The 18279-nt window shown below is 67.5% G+C and carries 17 protein-coding genes; 16 read left to right on the top strand and 1 reads right to left on the bottom strand.

The genetic code is table 11. The annotated features are described in order from the left end of the window. The first annotated feature begins 321 nt into the window (after positions 1 to 321). The 3 genes from mqo (at position 322) to KV697_RS05125 (ending at position 3958) form a co-directional block, all read left to right on the top strand. Positions 322 to 2073: a malate dehydrogenase (quinone) gene (gene mqo / locus KV697_RS05135; RefSeq protein WP_219020369.1), complete on the top strand. Its 1752-nt coding sequence runs from the start codon at positions 322 to 324 to the stop codon at positions 2071 to 2073. A 312-nt stretch (positions 2074 to 2385) separates the two neighbouring features. Beyond that, entirely contained in the window at positions 2386 to 2880 is a 495-nt protein-coding gene (locus KV697_RS05130) for a GAF domain-containing protein (protein ID WP_042483616.1), read from the top strand. Positions 2881 to 2995: 115 nt separating this feature from the next. Beyond that, complete coding sequence (locus tag KV697_RS05125) at positions 2996 to 3958, top strand: RcnB family protein (RefSeq protein WP_219020368.1); 963 nt, start codon at positions 2996 to 2998, stop codon at positions 3956 to 3958. Between the two features lie 373 nt (positions 3959 to 4331). Here the strand turns inward: KV697_RS05125 and KV697_RS05120 are convergent, their stop codons facing one another. After that, positions 4332 to 5594 (bottom strand): M20/M25/M40 family metallo-hydrolase, encoded by a 1263-nt coding sequence (locus KV697_RS05120; RefSeq protein ID WP_219020367.1) that lies wholly within the window; start codon positions 5592 to 5594, stop codon positions 4332 to 4334. Between the two features lie 161 nt (positions 5595 to 5755). Here KV697_RS05120 and KV697_RS05115 point away from each other — a divergent pair, with 161 nt between their 5' ends. From KV697_RS05115 to KV697_RS05055, 13 genes are all read left to right on the top strand, one after another. Further along, a complete protein-coding gene (locus tag KV697_RS05115; RefSeq protein WP_219020366.1) occupies positions 5756 to 6133 on the top strand; it encodes a hypothetical protein in 378 nt (125 codons plus the stop codon). A 120-nt stretch (positions 6134 to 6253) separates the two neighbouring features. Next, positions 6254 to 6526, top strand: a complete 273-nt coding sequence (locus KV697_RS05110) for an acyl carrier protein (RefSeq protein ID WP_219020365.1) — start codon at positions 6254 to 6256, stop codon at positions 6524 to 6526. After that, positions 6523 to 7218 (top strand): hypothetical protein, encoded by a 696-nt coding sequence (locus KV697_RS05105; protein ID WP_257575617.1) that lies wholly within the window; start codon positions 6523 to 6525, stop codon positions 7216 to 7218. The genes KV697_RS05110 and KV697_RS05105 overlap by 4 nt, the downstream gene beginning before the upstream one ends. Continuing rightward, complete coding sequence (locus KV697_RS05100; protein WP_306822685.1) at positions 7194 to 8027, top strand: hydrolase 1, exosortase A system-associated; 834 nt, start codon at positions 7194 to 7196, stop codon at positions 8025 to 8027. The genes KV697_RS05105 and KV697_RS05100 overlap by 25 nt, the downstream gene beginning before the upstream one ends. 75 nt (positions 8028 to 8102) lie before the next feature. After that, the gene (locus KV697_RS05095) at positions 8103 to 8960 is read left to right on the top strand and encodes an SDR family oxidoreductase (protein ID WP_219020364.1); all 858 of its coding nucleotides are present in this window, start codon (positions 8103 to 8105) and stop codon (positions 8958 to 8960) included. Positions 8961 to 8986: 26 nt separating this feature from the next. Beyond that, positions 8987 to 9508 (top strand): ferritin-like domain-containing protein, encoded by a 522-nt coding sequence (locus KV697_RS05090; protein ID WP_219020363.1) that lies wholly within the window; start codon positions 8987 to 8989, stop codon positions 9506 to 9508. Between the two features lie 32 nt (positions 9509 to 9540). Next, a complete protein-coding gene (locus KV697_RS05085; protein WP_219020362.1) occupies positions 9541 to 10407 on the top strand; it encodes a manganese catalase family protein in 867 nt (288 codons plus the stop codon). 112 nt (positions 10408 to 10519) lie between these two features. Next, a complete protein-coding gene (locus KV697_RS05080) occupies positions 10520 to 12010 on the top strand; it encodes an AMP-binding protein (RefSeq protein ID WP_219020361.1) in 1491 nt (496 codons plus the stop codon). Continuing rightward, complete coding sequence (locus tag KV697_RS05075) at positions 12007 to 13227, top strand: pyridoxal-dependent decarboxylase, exosortase A system-associated (protein ID WP_219020360.1); 1221 nt, start codon at positions 12007 to 12009, stop codon at positions 13225 to 13227. The genes KV697_RS05080 and KV697_RS05075 overlap by 4 nt, the downstream gene beginning before the upstream one ends. Before the next feature lie 95 nt (positions 13228 to 13322). Then, a complete protein-coding gene (locus KV697_RS05070; protein WP_219020359.1) occupies positions 13323 to 13961 on the top strand; it encodes an XrtA/PEP-CTERM system exopolysaccharide export protein in 639 nt (212 codons plus the stop codon). Between the two features lie 12 nt (positions 13962 to 13973). Beyond that, the gene (locus KV697_RS05065) at positions 13974 to 15485 is read left to right on the top strand and encodes an XrtA system polysaccharide chain length determinant (protein WP_219020358.1); all 1512 of its coding nucleotides are present in this window, start codon (positions 13974 to 13976) and stop codon (positions 15483 to 15485) included. Between the two features lie 62 nt (positions 15486 to 15547). Further along, the gene (locus tag KV697_RS05060; protein ID WP_257575616.1) at positions 15548 to 16561 is read left to right on the top strand and encodes an AAA family ATPase; all 1014 of its coding nucleotides are present in this window, start codon (positions 15548 to 15550) and stop codon (positions 16559 to 16561) included. Next, positions 16558 to 18270, top strand: a complete 1713-nt coding sequence (locus tag KV697_RS05055; RefSeq protein ID WP_219020356.1) for a hypothetical protein — start codon at positions 16558 to 16560, stop codon at positions 18268 to 18270. The genes KV697_RS05060 and KV697_RS05055 overlap by 4 nt, the downstream gene beginning before the upstream one ends. The last annotated feature ends 9 nt before the right edge of the window (positions 18271 to 18279 follow it).

The following is an 18279-nucleotide window of genomic DNA, read 5'->3' as shown; positions in this document are numbered from 1 at the left end:
AGAGGTGAGCGGGAATCGGCACAAACCTAATTTCGTGATATATATTGAGACGCATTATTGATAAAAGGGTATCGTAGGGCGGATGCTGGTCCTGACGATTGCCCTGACAAAGCGGCCGAACGGCGTATCCGGCCAAGATGGACAGGCGATAAGACTCGGCTATGCGGAGAACAGGTAACCAGAATGAATGTTTGGGTGAGGATCGGAAGGCCGGTTGCGGCCGCTTTTCTGCCTGCGCGATCGCCGCTGCGGAAGGGTGACGCCCGATTTGGACATCGTGGCCATGCCGTTCGTCGCGACCATGGATCGCCGACAGCGCGGATGACCCCTATCGAGAAGGCGTCGAACATGCACAGTGACGATCGAAACCAGCGTAGCCGGGCGCGCGCTTCCGAAGCAGCCGCGCAGGGCGGGATTTCCCGGCGCGCGATGATGGGCTCCGCGCTGGCCGCGAGCACGGCGGCGGTCGCGCCCTTCGCGGCAGAAGCGGCGGGTTCGGAGCATAAGGTCGACGTCCTGCTGATCGGCGGCGGCATCATGAGCGCGACGCTGGGCGTGCTCCTGCGCGAACTGGAGCCAAGCTGGACGATCGAGCTGGTCGAGCGGCTGGACAAGGTGGCGGAGGAAAGCTCCAACGGCTGGAACAACGCGGGCACCGGCCACTCGGCGCTGTGCGAGCTGAACTATACGCCGGTCAACGAGGCAGACGGCAAGGTCGAGATCAAAAAGGCGATCGAGATCAACGAGCAGTTCCAGGTCACGCGCCAGTTCCTCAGCCACCAGCTGCGTACCGGCGTCCTGAAGAACCCGCGCAGCTTCATCAACTCGACCCCGCACATGAACCTGGTCTGGGGCGACGAGAATGTCGCCTTCCTCCAGAAGCGTCATGCCGCGCTGCTTGCCAGCCCGCTCTTCTCGGGCATGGAATTCACCACCGATCCGCGCCAGATCGCCCAGTGGGTGCCGCTGATGATCGAGGGGCGCAAGGCGGGCCAGAAGATCGCCGCGACCCGATCGGTGCTGGGCACCGATTGCGAATGGGGCGAGGTGACGCGTCAATATATCCGTGCGCTTCAGGGGCAGCCGGGCGTGACGCTGACCACCGGCCATGAGGTTCGCTCGCTGGAGCGCAACGCCGATGGTACGTGGCGCGTGACCGCGCGCGATCGCAAGACCGACGAGAAGCGGATCATCACCGCCCGCTTCGTATTTGCGGGTGCGGGCGGCGGCGCGCTGCCGATCCTGCAGAAGTCGGGCATTCCGGAGGGCGACGACTATGCCGGTTTCCCGGTCGGCGGCTCGTTCCTTGTCACCGAGAATCCCGCCATCGCCAAGCGCCACATGGCCAAGGTCTATGGCAAGGCCTCGACCGGCTCGCCGCCCATGTCGGTGCCGCATCTCGACACCCGCTATCTGAACGGCAAGCAGGTGCTGTTGTTCGGCCCCTTTGCCACCTTCTCGACCAAGTTCCTGAAGGAAGGGTCCTATTTCGACCTGCCCAAGTCGGTGACACTCGACAATTTCCGCCCGATGCTGGCGGTCGGCTGGGACGAATTCTCGCTGGTCGAATATCTGGCGGGTCAGCTGATGATGAGCCAGGAAGATCGGATGAACGCGCTGCGGGAATATTTCCCGAACGCCAAGGACGGCGACTGGCGCCTGTGGCAGGCGGGACAGCGGGTCCAGATCATCAAGCGCGATCCCAAGAAGGGCGGCGTTCTGAAGCTGGGCACCGAGATCGTCGCGTCGAAGGACGGCTCGATCGCGGCGCTGCTGGGCGCGTCGCCGGGCGCCTCGACCGCGCCGTCGATCATGCTCAACCTGATCAAGAAGGTGTTCCCCGATCGCCTCGCGACCCCGGCCTGGCAGGCCAAGATCCGCGAAATCGTGCCCAGCTATGGCACTGCACTGAACGAGGATCGCGATCTGCTGGCGCACGAATGGGCCGCGACCGCCGAGACGCTGCAACTCGCGTTCGCCCCGCCGCCGGTCAGCGCACCTTCGACCACGGAAGCGCCGCGCCCCGAAGCGACACGGGTCAGCCCGAACCGCCATCCCGATCTGGCGCTCTGATCGGTCGAGCCATAGCGCCACGTTTTTCCCTCGCCCCTCTTTGAGGGGAGAGGGTTGCGCAGACTTGGTCTTTGCAGAAGCAAAGGCCTAGTCGGAGCTGGGTGAGGGGTGAATGCTCGCGGTAGCGAGCGCGAGCCAAAGGCTCGCTCAACCCCTCACCCAAGCTGCGCTAGCCAGCAAGACTGGCAAGCTCCGCTAACCCTCTCCCCTGTGCAAGGGAGAGCAAAAGAGTGTCGATAGGCTCGGGAAACCGCTAACAAAACCAATCGCCCGGGGATGACGCAGGGCGCACATCGTCCTACATCCGGCACCATGTACCAGTTCGATATCGCCGCCGGATCGAAGGCGGAGCTTTACCGCGATCTCCACGCCGCGCTCGACGCGCTCACCGCGGGGGAGGGGGATGCGGTCGCCAACATGGCCAATGCCGCTTCGCTCATCTGGCAATATCTGCCCGATCTCAACTGGGCCGGGTTCTACCGTATGGTCGGTGGCGAGCTGGTGCTCGGGCCGTTCCAGGGCAAGGCGGCGTGCATCCGCATCCCGGTCGGCAAGGGCGTGTGCGGTACCGCCGTCGCCGAGGCGCGGACGCAGCGTGTGGCCGATGTCCATGCTTTCCCCGGCCATATCGCCTGTGATGCCGCCAGCCGGTCCGAACTGGTCGTGCCGGTCCTGCTCGACGGCACGGTGATCGGCGTGCTCGACCTGGACAGCCCCGAGCCGGGCCGGTTCGACGAAGAGGATCAGGCGGGCTGCGAGGCGCTGATGACGCTGCTCGCGCCGCGTCTCGCCGCCATGGCGGGCTGACCCGTTTCGGGACGGGCGGCGCTGCTATCGATACGGGCAGGGCACTGGTATCAAACCTTGTTTCGGCTGCGGCGTTGTGGGGGGCGTCGTCATTGAACAGGGGAATTTGTCCGCCATGCGCAGCGCGCCGCATCTGATCGTCCTGACCCTTGGCCTGGTCGCCGCCACGCCCGCCATGGCGCAGGCCGGGGCCAGCTATCCTCGCCCCGATTTCCAGCCCGAGCCGTCGCCCGCGCCGATGCGGGCGCAGGATCCGGTGGTCGTCCGCACGACCTCGGTCGGTGTGCCGCCCGCGCGCGCGAACCGCTGGGGCAGCCGGGTCGGCGGGCGCTGGTGGGGCGGAGCGAACGCGCCGGGGGGCTGGCGCGCCTATCGCCGTCCGATGCGCGGCATGACGGTGCCGTCCTATTGGACCGACCGCCGCTTCGGCGTGGACGACTGGGCGGTCTACACCCTGCCGCAGCCGCCGGTCGGCTATCACTGGTCGCGCTATTATGACGATGCGGTGCTGATCGACGATCGCGGATCGGTATATGACAGCGTGTACGGCGTGAACTGGGACGGCACGCCCGACTATACGGGCGCGCCCTATGCGCCCCCGCCGCCCCGTCGCGATGACGGGTTGGGCGGCGCGGCGATCGGTGCGGTCGCAGGCGGCGTGGCGGGCAATCTGGTCGGCGGGCGCGGCAACCGGCTGGGCGGTACGTTGATCGGCGCGGGCGTCGGCGCGGCGGCGGGCTATGCCATCGACCGGGCGGAGGATCGCGGACGGCGCATGGAGCCGGGCTATGACGATTACAGCTATCGAAGCGATGCGCCGCCCCCGCCGCCGCCCGCCATGGGACGGCGCGTGGTGACGCGTGACGGCACGACCGTCACCACGACGACGACGGTGGGGACGATGGACTCGCCGCAGGCAGGCTATTATGCCGATGGATATTATTATCCGGCTCCCCGCGTGACCACCGTTGTGGTACAGGGTGCCCCTGTCATTTCCACGACGACCACCACCACGACCGAAATGGTGCGCTCCGGCCCAAGCCGCGCACGGGTTCGCGGCAAGCTGGTTCGTCGCTGACGCCTTCCCCCAGGGGGGGATTTCAGCCCGAGAGACGCCGGGCTGGAAAACGGGATGCCGCTCCGACTCTCCCGCGGGGCGGCATCCTTTTCACTTCGCAATCGATCCTAGGGGCGATCGACATTCAGCCACACCTATCCTTCCCTCGCCCCTCATAGAGGGGAGAGGGTTGCGTAGACTTGGTCTTTGCATCGCAAAGACTTAGTTGGAGCTGGGTGAGGGGTGATTGCTCGCAAAGCGAGCGCGAGCCGGAGGCTCGCTCAACCCCTCACCCAAGCTGCGCTAGCCAGCAGGCTGGCAAGCTCCGCTAACCCTCTCCCCTGTCCAGGGGAGAGGGAAGAAAGGGCCATTATGAATGTCGATCCGGCCTAGGTCAGCGCCCGCCAAAGGTGACGAGGCTCTCCGCGCCGTCCGCAGCGATCGCGGAGACGCCGACGAAATGGTCGTCGACCGGCACCTGGGTCAGCACCGTCTTCGTCTCGGTCACGTCGCGCGCGTCGGTCCATCCGGCCACGTCGTTGCGCCGCCAGTGGACGCGGTAGCGGACCGCGCCCGGCACCGCTGCCCATTCGACCTGGGTATCGCGCGACAATGCGCCGCTGATTGTCACCTTGTCGGGCGCGGCCGGGGCGGCGGCAAGGCGGGCAAGCGTAGCGATGTTGATCGCCGTCACCTTCGCCAGATAGGAGAAGTCCATCTTGTCGATCGTGTCACCGAAGGCGACATTGCCTTGCCTACGCAGATCCTGGTGCTGCGCGTCCCAATCCTCATTGGCGACCGAGAAGCGGACGGCGGGATAGCCGAGCTTGAGGAAGGGCTCATGGTCGCCGCCGCGCCCGAAGCGGTCGGGCCGCCGGTCGAGGAACACGTCCAGCCCGCCGAGCCTGTCGGCGACGCCGTCGATCGCCTTGGCCAGTGCGCGGCTGGGCCCGTCATCCTCGCCGCCATTGCCGCGCCGCTGCATCTGCTGGGGCTGGTCTTCGGAGGCGCGGATGCCCTCGGAGAAGACGCGCACCCAGCGAGCCTCGCGCACGCCGCCCTGGCCGACGGTGTTGCCGACGATATCGTTGTTCAGCATCGCCGAGACGCGCCAGTTGCGCGCCTTCGCGGTATCGGCGAGCAGGGTGGCGCCCCACAAGCCCTGCTCCTCGCCCGAGAAGACGGCATAGACGATGGTGGCGTCGAACTGCTGCTTCGAGAGATGGCGTGCGGCCTCCAGCACCAGCGCCACGCCCGAGGCATCGTCATTGGCGCCTGGCGCGTCCGAGGTGGCGTCCATCACATCGGTCACGCGGCTGTCGATATGCGCGCCGACGATGACCACACGGCTGGGATCGCGCCCGCGCTGGATGCCCAGCACGTCCTCGACCATCACACCGTTCGGCGCGCGCGGGCCGGTGAAGCGACGGTTGATCCGCTCGACGGTGATGCAGCCGTTACAGCCTTGCCCGATCGTCTCGAACTGCCTGGCGGCCCAGTCGCGCGCCGCGCCGATGCCGCGCTTGGGATCAGTGGTGGTGGAGGCGGTATGGCGCGTGCCGAAGCCGACCAGAGCCTCGACATCGGCCTTCAGCCGGGCAGGGGAGGGAGCGGCGGCGGGCGTCGCGGCGGCGGCGAGCAGAAGCGGCAGGATCATCGCGCCAGACTGGCCGAGTGGGGAGGGGGAGGCAAGTGGCGGATTTTAGGAGCGAAGCCATCCCGGCATATTGGTGAACTGTCTGATCTATATGAAATTATGGACCGCCATCGGCGCCCTCACGTTGCCCTGCCATCCATGACAGCGATCGAGGAAGCATCATGAACGCCAAATCCGTCAGCCTGGGCCTCGGCCTGTTTTCGCTTGCCCTGGGAGCCGCCGAGCTGTTGGCGTCCCGCCGTATCGCCGAGCGTCTTTCGGTGCCGGGCGGGGCGGGGACCGTCAAGGCCTATGGCGTCCGCGAAGTCGTCGCCGGGGTCGGGCTGGTCCAGGCACCGGCGCATTCGGCGCGGGTGTGGAACCGGGTGGTGGGTGATCTGCTCGACCTGGGGACGCTGGCGGTATCGGCGCGTCGGTCGCCGCGCGAGCGGGCGGTCTGGGGCGCGATCGGCTTCGTGGCGCTTGCCACCACGCTCGATCTGCTGACCGCACGGGCGCTGGACCGGAGCACGGGCAAGACGGTGCCGGTCGGGGCCTGACGCGACACCGAGGCCGACCGGGCGTCGAAACCCAACACCCGTTGCCCAACGCCCGCCGCCGCACTAACGCTGTCGCCGACAAGACCAACGACATCATGACAGATAACAGGGCGACAGGGTTTGGAACTCCAGGCAAACGGGCAAGTGGAAGCGGCGGTGCGCGGCGTGCTGGCCGATGTGCTGGGCCTGTCGGCCGAGCGCGTGGCGGGCTTCGACGCGGACACACCCTTGTTCGGGGCGTTGCCCGAACTGGACTCGATGGCGGTGGCGGGCGTGCTGACCGAGCTGGAGGACCGTCTGGGCATCCTGATCGAGGATGACGAGGTCGATGGCGAGATGCTGGAGACCTTCGGCCAGTTGGTCGCCTTCGCGAACGCCAAGGCGCACGCTTGATCGACTATTATGACTGGCCCGGCGGGCGCGAAGCGATGGTGCGCTTCGGCCCCGCGCAGGGGCCGGTCGTGCTGGTCACGCTGCCCTTTTGGGAGGAAGCGAACCGGATGCGCAGCGTGGCGGTGGCGATGCTGCGGCGGCTGGCCGATCACGGCATCGGTGGCGCACTGCCCGACTGGCCGGGTACGGGCGAGAGCCTGATCGACACTGAAAAGGCCAACCTCCTGCAATGGCGCGATGCGCATCAGGCGGCGGCCGAGGCGCTGGGCGACCGACGCTGTTACGCCGTGTCGATCCGGGGCGGCGCGCTGGTCGACGGGTTCGCGCTGCTGGCCGGACGCTGGCACCTGACGCCGATGACGGGCGAAGCGGTGCTGCGCGACGTGATCCGGGTGCGCGCGGCGGCGGGGCTGCGGGGCGACGAGCATGGCGTGTTCGGCGCGGAGTCGCCCGTGCGGGTCGCGGGCAACCGGGTCTCACCGCATTTCCTTGCCAGTCTGGCGGGGGCGGAACCGTTCGATCAGCCGGGTGTGCCGCGCCGCGTTGTGCGGCTGGGCCATGACCGCGCGCCCGCCGACCGCCTGATCGACGCCGTGCCGCCCTGGCGCCGCGCCGAGCCGCAGGAAGACCCCGAACTCGCCGCGCTGCTGGCCGAGGATATTGCGCAGTGGATCGCATCATGCGAAGGCTGATCTCCTTCCCCTGCGAGGGTGCGACGCTGGTCGGCACGCTGGACGAGGCAGACCGCGACACCGGCCTGATGATCGTCTCCGGCGGTAACGAGCCGCGCATGGGCGCGCATCGGGGACAGGCGATGCTGGCGGCGCGGATCGCTGCCCACGGCTTTCCGGTGTTCCGCTTCGACCGGCGCGGGGTCGGCGACAGCGAAGGCGTCAATGGCGGTTGGGCGTCGAGCGGCCCCGACATCGCCGCCGCGATCGATGCCTTTGCCGAGGCGGCGAACCTGACCCGCGTCATCGGCTTCGGCAATTGCGACGCCGCCGCCGCGCTGGCGATGTTCGGCGCGGAGGCCGGGTTCGCCAGGGTGCTGCTGTCCAACCCATGGCTGTCGGACGAACCCGACGCTTTGCCCCCCGCCGCCGCGATCCGGCGCCATTATGCCCGCAAGCTGGTCAATCCGGCCGAGTGGCTGCGGCTGGCGCGCGGCGCGGTCGATCTGGGCAAGCTGCGCCAGGGATTGACCAAGATCGCCGCGCCTCCTTCGCCGCTGGACGAAACCGCCGCGCCGCTGATCCGCGCCATCCATGGCTGGGCCGAGGATGCCGCGATCATCGTGGCGCAGGGGGACGCGACCGGCGTCGCCTTTCGCGCCGCAGCGCGCGGGTGCGGTTTCGCGATCGAGACGCTGGCGACGGACTCGCACAGCTATGCCGATGCGATGGATGCGCTGGAGCGAGTGATCCTGACCCATCTGGCGGCTGCATCGGACGGAGCGAAGCCTTTGCGCGACGGGGGCGGGGAACTTGAAAATACAGCTTAATACGTTTTAAGATCAGGATTTTTTCCGGAACGCCTCTCTCTGCCGCCCATTGGACCGGGCGAGGAGAGACGGTCAATGAACGAACGCCCTACCCCACCCCAGCCCGAACAGCAGCAGGACATGCCCGGCCAGACCGAGGCGATGGACCCGCGTCCCGATCATGGCGAACATAGCTATGTCGGCCATGGCAAGCTGACCGACAAGAAAGCGATCATCACCGGCGCCGACAGCGGTATCGGCCGCGCCGTCGCCATCGCCTTTGCCCGCGAAGGTGCGGACGTGGTGATCTCCTATCTGTCCGAGGACGAAGACGCCGCCGAAACCCAGCGGCTGGTCGAGCAGGCCGGTCGCAAGGCACTGCTGATCCCCGGCGATGTCAGCGATTCCGCGCATTGCCGCACCATCGTCGAGCGCGCCGTCCAGACCTTCGGCCGGGTCGATATCCTCGTCAACAACGCCGCGCATCAGGCGAGCTTCCAGGCGGTCGAGGACATCAGTGACGAGGAATGGGAAGTCACCTTCGCCACCAACATCCACGCGATGTTCTATCTGGTGAAGGCCGCGCTGCCACACATGGGTGAGGGGGCGTCGATCATCAACACGACCTCGATCAACGCCGACAAGCCCAACCAGCAACTGCTCGCCTATGCGACGACGAAGGGCGCGATCCACAATTTCACCGCGGGCCTCGCGCAGATGCTCGCCGAGCGGAACATCCGCGTCAACGCGGTCGCGCCGGGGCCGGTCTGGACCCCGCTGATCCCGTCGACCATGCCGCCCGAGGCGGTGAAGAGCTTCGGCGAGCAGACGCCGATGGGCCGTGCCGCGCAGCCCGCCGAACTCGCGCCGCCTTACGTCCTGCTGGCGAGCGGCGAGGCCAGCTACATCAGCGGTGCGACCATCCCCGTCACTGGCGGCACCCCCTTCCTCTGATCCTCAACCCAAAGGAGCGATGATCCATGGCATCCCTACCCAATGACGTCGTCGCGGCGGTCTTTATCGCCGGGCTGAAGAACGCCCATGCCGTCGAGCATCAGGCACTCGCCCTGATCGACCGGCAACTCGATCACCTGTCCAACTATCCGGACGTCGCCGATCATCTGCGGATGCACCGGGGCGAGACCGAGCAGCAGATCGTCCGGCTGGAGGACATATTGGACGGCTTCAACGAGAGCCGATCGATGCTGAAGGACGCGGCGCTCAGCTTCTCGGGCAACATGGCGGCGCTGGGCCACATTTTCGCGCCCGACGAGATCCTGAAGAACAGCTTTGCCAATTTCGCCTTCGAGAATTTCGAGGCGGCCAGTTACAAATCGCTCATCACCATCGCCGATGTCGGCGGCTTCGGCAGCGCCACGCCGCTGCTCACCCAGTCGCTGAACGAGGAACTGTCGATGGCGGCCTGGGTCGATGAAAACAACGCCGCGCTGACCCGCCGCTATCTCGAACGCCGCGCGGCGGGCGAAACCGCCAGCCACTGATTTCCCCCATCACCGACGAAGCGAGGCCGATCATGTATTATCACGACAAACGCCTGCAATATCCCGTCCGTTGTGAAAGCCCAGACCCCTTGTTCGCGCGCATGCTGCAACAGGCGATCGGCGGCGTGGAGGGCGAGATCCGCGTCTGCATGCAATATTTCTTCCAGGCCTGGGGCAACCGTGCCCCGACGCCCAAGTACCGTGACATGCTGCTCCATACCGCCACCGAGGAGATCGGGCATATCGAGATGCTGGCGACCGCCGTCGCGCTCAACTTGGACAAGGCGCCCGCCTCGCTTCAGGAAGAGGGCGCGGCGGACGGCATCGTCGGCGCGGTGATGGGCGGCGGCAGCGCGCGCCACGCGATCGAAGGTGCGCTTCACAAGCATATCCTGTCGACCGGTTTGGCCGCGCAGCCGGTGGATTCCGACGGAATCCCGTTCAACATGAGCCATATCTATGCCAGCGGGAACATCGCCGCCGACATGTATTGCAACGTCGCCGCCGAAAGCACCGGGCGTGTGCTGGCGACCCGACTCTACAACGCCGCGCACGATCAGGGCATGAAGGACATGCTCCACTTCATGATCGCGCGCGACACCATGCACCAGGAGCAATGGCTGGCCGTGATCGAGGAACTGGGCGAACAGGCGTCGCTGCCCATCCCCAACTCCTTCCCGCAGGCCAAGGAGAGCCAAGACCACAATTACGATTTCTTCGTCACCTCGGTCGACGGCACCTATCCCGAGGGCCGCTGGACGCAGGGACCGAGCGTCGACGGCCGGGGCGAGTTCACCGTGTTCCGCAACGAACCCATGGGCGAGGAGCCCGTACTGGGCCCGGCGCGCCCCGACAGCAGCGCCCAGGCCGAACAGATCGGCGAGAAACCGGCGGTTTAAATCGGAGGATCGCCCTGAAGGAGGGTGTTGCGCCACCGGGCGCGGCACCCTTCGTGCCATCCTGTCCACCCGCCCGCTCGACTTTGCCTCGCTCGCTCTAGTAGATGGCGCGATGATCCTCGATCCGTCTGCGTATCCGATCGACCATGTCTTGCGCGGAGCGGGCGACGCGCCCGCGCTGCTCGACCGCGAGGGCGGTTTGAGCTTTGCCGCGGCGGAGGAGGCGGTCGCACGGCTGGCCGGATGGCTGGCGGCGCAGGGTTTCGGCTCCGGCGCGCGAGTGGCGACATGGCTGCCCAAGACGCGCACCGCCGCGCTGATGCCGCTCGCCGCCCCGCGCGCAGGGCTGGTCCATGTGCCAATCAACCCACTGCTCAAGCGGGCGCAGGTCGCGCATATCCTGGCCGATAGCGGCGCGGCGATGCTGCTGACCCACGCCCCCCGTGCTGCGACGCTGGAAGAAGGCGATGTGCCCGGCGGCGTGCGAGTGACGACCGAGGCGGGGGAGGGCGATGCGCTGCCCTGCTCGGCGGCGGATACCGATGCGCTGGCGGCGATTCTCTACACCTCCGGCTCGACGGGGCGGCCTAAGGGCGTGATGCTGAGCCACGCCAATCTCTGGTATGGCGCGGTGTCGGTCGCTCATTACCTGAAGTTGACGCCAGAGGATCGGGTGCTCGGCGTCCTGCCCTTCAGCTTCGATTATGGCCAGAACCAGCTTCTCTCGACCTGGGTGGTGGGGGGCGCGGTGGCGCCGCTCGACTATCTGACTCCGCGTGACGTGGTGAAGGCGGTAGTACGCCACGGCGCGACGACGCTGGCGGGGGTGCCGCCGCTCTGGACGCAGTTGCTGGGCATCGACTGGCCGGACGAGGCGATCGCCTCGATCCGGCGGCTGACCAATTCGGGCGGCGCTTTGACCCCGCGACTGGTGCGGGGGTTGCGGGCGCTGTTCCCGGCGGCGGACCTCTATGCGATGTACGGCCTGACCGAGGCGTTCCGCTCGACCTATCTGGACCCTGCGCTGATCGACGCGCACCCGGATGCGATCGGCCGCGCCATCCCCTTTGCCGAGGTGATGGTGCTGCGCCCCGATGGCAGCCGCACCGAACCGGGCGAGCCGGGTGAGCTGGTCCATGCCGGGCCGCTGGTCGCGCAAGGATATTGGCGCGATGCCGAGCGGACGGCGCAGCGCTTCCGCCCGACGCCGGACCATGCGCGCGCGGTCTGGTCGGGCGACACGGTGGTCGAGGGCGAGGACGGGCTGCTGCGCTTCGTCGGTCGTGATGACGAGATGATCAAGGTCGCGGGCAACCGGATCAGCCCGCAGGAGGTCGAGGAGGCCGCGCTGTCCGGTGGCGAGGCACGCGAGGCCGTGGCCTTCGGCATCGCCGACGAAGCGCAGGGGCAGGCGATCGTGCTGGTGTTGGGCGGCGATCCGGCGCAGGAGCCAGCACTTCGCGCCCGGTTGAAGCGCGACCTTCCCAACTTCATGCAGCCGTCGCACATCGCTTGGACGAACGCGCTGCCCCGCAACGCCAATGGCAAGCTGGACCGCGCCGCGCTGCGCCGGGACTGGGCCGATAAGGATATGATTTCATGAAGCCGATGGGGCCGATCCCCCCCGAATATGCCGGGCAGACGGGGGCGCTGACCATCGCCGGGCGGAGTGCCGAGGCGTGGAAGGCGGACAAGGACGGGCCGGTCTTCGTCTATGACCCGGCCATCGTCGCGGCCCGCGTCGCGCGGTTTCGTGCGTCATTCCCGTCGATCGACCTTCATTATGCGATCAAGGCCAACCCCTTTGTCCCGCTGCTGCAGGCGATGGCGGCGATGGTCGACGGGTTCGACGTCGCCTCGGCGGGCGAACTGGCCAAGGTCATGCCGCTGGGCAAGCCGGTCAGCTTCGCGGGCCCCGGCAAGCGCGATGCTGAACTGACCGCCGCTATCCGCGCGGGCGTGACACTCAATCTGGAGTCGGAGGGCGAGGCGAAGCGCGCGCTGACAATCGCGGACGATCTGGGCGTGCGCCCGCGTCTGGCGGTGCGCGTGAACCCGGATGTCGAATTGCGCGGGTCGGGCATGAAGATGGGCGGGCGACCTTCGCCTTTCGGCATCGATGCCGGGCGGGTGCCGACGCTGGTCCGCGATCTGATCGCGGCCGGAGCCGATTGGCGCGGTTTCCATATCTATGCGGGCAGCCAGGCGCTCGATCCGCAGGCGATCATCGACACGCAGGGCGCGACCATCGCGCTGGCGGCCCGGCTGGCCGACGCGGCGGGGGCATCGCCGCCGCTGGTCAATCTGGGCGGCGGGTTCGGCGTGCCCTATTTCTCCGGGGACAAGCCATTGCCGGTAGAGACGGTCGGCCAGGCGCTGGAGCAGGCGCTGGCCGCACGACCCGCGATCCTGGCGGAGAGCCGCTTCGCGATCGAACTCGGGCGCTGGCTGGTCGCCGAGGCCGGAGTCTATCTGGCGCGGGTCGTCGACCGGAAGGATAGCGGGGGAGAGACCTTCCTGATCCTCGACGGTGGTCTGCATCACCAACTGGCGGCCAGCGGCAATTTCGGCACCGTCGTCCGGCGCAACTATCCGCTGGCGGTGGCCCATGCGATGGGCGCCGAGGCGGTGGAGACGGTTTCGGTCGTCGGCCCGCTCTGCACGCCGCTCGACCGGCTGGGCGATCGGGTCGCGCTGCCGATGGCGCGGGTCGGCGACATCGTCGCGGTGTTTCTGGCCGGGGCCTATGGAGCGACGGCCAGCCCTTCGGCGTTTCTGGGGCATCCGCCCGCCGACGAGATTTTGGGCGGAACTGCATAACGCTCTGTTCACCTCTTGGGTGGCATAGCGAAATTGCGCAATTTGCCTTTCGTCTCCGTACCCTGGGAGGCGAGGGGTCCAGGAGAAACGCTCGCATGGCACCGTTCGCCCGCCCCCTCTTGCTCGCTGGCCTCTGTGCCTCGACGCTGACCGCCTGTACGACGGCCCGGCCCAAGACCGAGCTGCCGTCGGCTGGTTATGTCGCGCGCAAGGAGCAGCCGGGCGAAGAATATGTCATCGGCCCGCTCGACTCGCTGAACATCTTCGTCTGGCGAAACCCGGATCTGTCGGCCAAGGTACAGGTGCGCCCCGACGGCCGGATCACCACGCCGCTGGTCAACGACATGCCCGCCGTCGGCAAGACGCCCGCGATGCTGGCCGACGACATGAAGAAGGCGCTGTCGGAATATGTCTCCAACCCGATCGTGTCGGTGATCGTCGAGAATTTCTCCGGCACCTATAGCCAGCAGGTCCGCATCGTCGGCGCGACCGAGCGACCCGCCTCCATCCCCTACCGCGCCAACATGACGCTGCTCGACGCGATGATCGCGGTGGGCGGGCTGAACCAGTTCGCGGCGGGCAACAAGGCCAAGCTGGTGCGCACCGACCGCGATACCGGCAAGCAGCGCGAATATGCGCTTCAGATCAATGACCTGCTACGCAAGGGCGACTCCAGCGCCAATGTCCGGCTGGAACCGGGTGACGTCATCATCATCCCCGAATCGATGTTCTGAGGCAGCGCGCGCGTGTCGAGTATTCAGGACGAGATCAGGATCGCGATCCACGCGATATGGATACGCCGCTGGCTGGCGCTGGCGGTGGCGTGGACCGTGTGCATCCTGGGGTGGCTGTTCGTCGCCCAGATTCCCAGCAAATATGAATCCCGCGCGCGCATCGCGGTTCAGAACTCCCAGCTTCTGCCCGACGGCATGGCGACCGGGCCGAACAGCCAGATGGATTCGGTCGATCAGGTCCGTCAGACGCTGATCTCGGCGATCAACCTGCAGAAGGTGGTGCGCGGCACCGATCTGGCCAGCACCGTGTCGAGCGACGCCGATGTCGCGGCACGCGTCGCGCAGCTGGCGCAGGCGATCAAGATCGAGAACCAGCAGGATACGATCTTCCAGCTGACCGTGACCCAGTCCAGCCCCAAGCTGGCCCAGCAGGTCGCGCAGAAACTGATCGACATCTTCGTCGAATCCAACCTGCTCGGCGATCGCAACAATACCAGCCAGAGCCTGGCCTTTCTCGACAAGCAGTTGAACGAGCGCCAGAAACAGCTCCAGATGGCCGAGGCGAAGCGCGCCCAGTATCTGAATCAGTTCGCCGGCGGCCTGCCGGGCAGCGGATCGGTCGCCGACCGTATCGGTCTGGCCCGCTCGCAAATGGCGCAGGTCGACAGCGATCTGGCGGCGGCGCAGTCCAGCTTCGCGGCGGTGCAGGGCCAGCTCGCGGGCACCCCGCGTACGGTCAGCGAAGGCGGCGGCGTCGCGGTCAGCCCGGCGCGCGCGCGGCTGGCGGCGATCCAGGGCCAGCTCGCCGATGCCCGTGCGCGCGGCTATACCGAAAACCACCCCGATGTGATCGCGCTGAAGAACCAGCTCGGCGCCGCCCAGGCGGCCGTCCGGGCCGAGCCTGCCGGGGGCGGGCCGGGCGGGCAGCCCAATCCGCTCTATATGTCGCTCCAGTCCATGGCGGCGGAAAAGCAGTCGCAGCTTGCCAGCCTGAAGATCCGCAAGAGCCAGTTGCAGAACGACCTCGACCGGCTGAACGCCAGCCTGGCGACTGATCCCGAGGCAGCGGCGGCGCAGGGGGCGATCGACCGCGATTATCAGGTGCTCAAGGATAGTTACGACCAGCTGCTAAGACAGCGTGAGCAGGTCGCGCTGCGGGGGCAGGCACAGAACCAGACCGACTCGATGCGGTTCAGCGTCATCGATCCGCCCACCTATCCGCGCGCACCGACCGCGCCCAATCGCCTGCTGTTGCTCAGCGTGGTGTTCGCCGCCGGGCTGGGGCTAGGCGTCGGTGCGGCCTTCGCCCTGTCAAAGCTGCGCCAGACCTTCACCACGCCGCAGTCGCTCCAGCGGTCGCTGGGGATGCCGGTGATCGGCGCGATCGGTGAAGTCGTCACGCGCGGCCAGGCCAAGGCGCGGGCGCAGCGGATGAAACTGTTCCTCGGCGGGACGGCGGCGCTGGGCGGGGCCTATGGGCTGGTCCTGGCAATCGAGCTATTGCAGCGGGGAATGGCCGCGTGAACGAAACGGTGAAACCTTCCAGACCCCGTCGGGAACCCTCGCTGCTCGAAAGGGCGGCGAATGTGTACGACTTCCAGTCCTATGTTCGCGTGCCCGAGGCTCACGATGCGCCTGCGCCTGAACCGGCGCCGGTGCGCGAGGAGCCGGAATGGGCGCCGCCGCCTCCGCCAGTCGAGGCCGCCCCGCCGGTCGTCCAGCCGCAGGCCGATCCCGAGCCTATAGTCTCCGATTCCGCCCCGATCGATACCTCGCTCAGCGCCATTCCGGCCGAATTCCTCGCCCAGCCGGGCGACGAGGAATTTCTGGCGACGGAATATGATCCGGGCCTTTCCGATGTTGCGATGGTCGATCGCGCGATGCTGGCGGAAAACGGGATGATCGTGCCCGGTGCGCCGATCGGGCCGCTGGCCGAGGAGTTCCGGCTGGTCAAGCGCCAGCTCATCATCACCAGCCAGCGTCTGGTCGAGGGTGGCGATGAGGACAAGGCGCGGGTCGTGCTGGTCTGTTCGGCGCGGCCGCAGGACGGCAAGACCTTCTGCTCGGTCAACCTCGCTCTGTCGCTGGCGGCTGAGCGCGATACCGAGGTGCTGCTGATCGACGCCGATGTCGCCAAGCCCGACGTTCTCGGGCGGCTGGGCCTGAGCGAGGGGCCGGGGCTGCTCGATGCGCTGGTCGATACCAGCATCGACGTCGAGTCGCTGGTGATGCGCACCGACGTTCCGCATCTGGCGGTGCTGCCTTGCGGCACGCGGACGGCCAATGATACCGAACTGCTCGCCTCTGCCCGGACGCGCGCGGCGGTGCAGCGGCTGTTATCAGCCAATCCGCGCCGTCTGGTGATCTTCGACTCGCCGCCCGCGCTGGCGGCGTCGCCCGCCTCGGTGCTGGCGATGCTGGCCGGGCAGGTGATGATGGTGGTCCGCGCTGACCGTACGCCCGAAAGCGAAGTGACCGCCGCGATCGCGCTGCTGGATGCCTGCGAGCATATCCAGCTGGTGCTGAACAGCGTCGCCTTCGTGCCGGGCAGCCGCCGGTTCGGCTATTATGGCAGATATGGTCAGGACGCCGCGCGGTGAGCCTGACGCGGCCCGTCCTGACCGGTCTGACATGCGCGCTGGCCGCCTGGCCGGGCGCGCTTGTCGCGCAGGGGCAGGCCATGCCGCCGATGGCGGGGGGGACTCCCCCGGCGACGCAGGATAGCGCGTCGTCGGACCAGACCGGGCAGGCCCCGTCCCATGCCGCGCCGCAACGCCGCCGCGCGCAGCTGGCCCCCTATGTCGAGCTGGGGCAGGTGCTGATCGCCGATCTGAACGGTGGCGACAGCGTGACCTATACGACGCTGGCGGCGGGCGTGAACGCGCAGGTGCAGACCGCGCGGGCGCAGGGGCAGGTCAGCTATCGTTACGAACACCGGATCGGCTGGGGCGACCGTGCCGGTGACGGCGATATCCATAGCGGGCTGGCGCGGGGATCCTATGCGGTCACGCGCGATCTGCGTCTGGAGGCGGGTGCGCTGGCGACGCGGACGCGGGCCGATATCCGGGGCGCGGCTCCGGGCGTGTTGGTCGGCGATGTCGCCAACATCTCGCAAATCTATTCGCTTTATGCCGGGCCGTCGCTGACGACGCTTGCGGGGCCGGTGCAGATCGGCGCGAATTACCGGCTGGGCTATAGCCGGGCCGACACCCCCAGCATCGGCGGCCTCGCGCCGGGCCAGCCCCGTATCGATTATTTCAGCGACAGCTGGAACCAGATGGCGAGCGTCGGGGCGACCGTGCGACCGGGGGCGATCGCCCCGGTCGGCCTGTCGTTCAACGCCTCCTACGACCGCGACGATGCCGGACAGCTCGCCCAGCGTTACGAGGGCTGGTTCGCGCGCGGCGACGTGCTGAAGCCGATTTCACCCTATGTCGCGCTGACCGCCGGGATCGGGTACGAGCGGATCGAGTCGAGCCAGCGCGACCCCGAAGTCGATGCCGCCGGACGCCCGCTGGTGGACAGCCGGGGCCGGTTCATCACCAACCCAGACGGCCCGCGCCGCATCGCCTATCGCACTGACGGGGTTTATTACGATGCAGGCGTGATCTGGCGGCCCGACCGGCGGACCTCGGTGGAGGGGCATGTCGGGCAGCGTTACGGCTCGCTCAGCGTTACGGGGCAGGCGCGCTATCAGGCGTCGCGCGACGTCGTGTTCCAGGCGGCGGTCTATGACGGCATCCAGACCTTCGGACGCCAGCTTCGCAACGGGCTGTCCAGCCTGCCCACCGATTTCGTCGAGACGCGCGACGCCTTTGCGCAGCAGTTCAACGGATGCGTCTTTTCGGCGGGCGGGACGTCGCCGGGCGGATGCCTGAACGATGCGCTGCAATCGGTGCAGACCGCCGTGTACCGGGCGCGCGGGATCGATGCGATCATGTCCTACCGGCGGGGGCGATCCACGCTGGGCTTCGGGCTGGGCTATACCAGCCGCCGACTGTTCGCGCCCGATGGCGCGCCGGGCCTGATCGTCGCGGGCGCGCAGGACGACAGCTATTACGGCCATATCTTCCTCGGCCGCGCCTTTGGTCCCAATTCGGGGCTTAACGTGAATGGCTTCGTTAACTATTACGTCTCTAGGCTGGCGGGGGCCGAGGACGTGGTATCGCTGGGGTCGACCGCCAGCTATTACCGCAACTTCGGTCGGCTCGGAACAACCGCGTCGGTTGGATTGTACCACTTCCAGGTCGGCGACCTGTCCAGTGCCTTGTCGGCACAGGCCATGATCGCCGCGCGGTATCAATTCTGACCGGCCGAA

The sequence above is a fragment of the Sphingomonas sanguinis genome (assembly GCF_019297835.1).
Classification (GTDB): Bacteria; Pseudomonadota; Alphaproteobacteria; order Sphingomonadales; family Sphingomonadaceae; genus Sphingomonas; species Sphingomonas sanguinis_D.
This window is presented reverse-complemented; position numbering and strand designations above follow the sequence as displayed.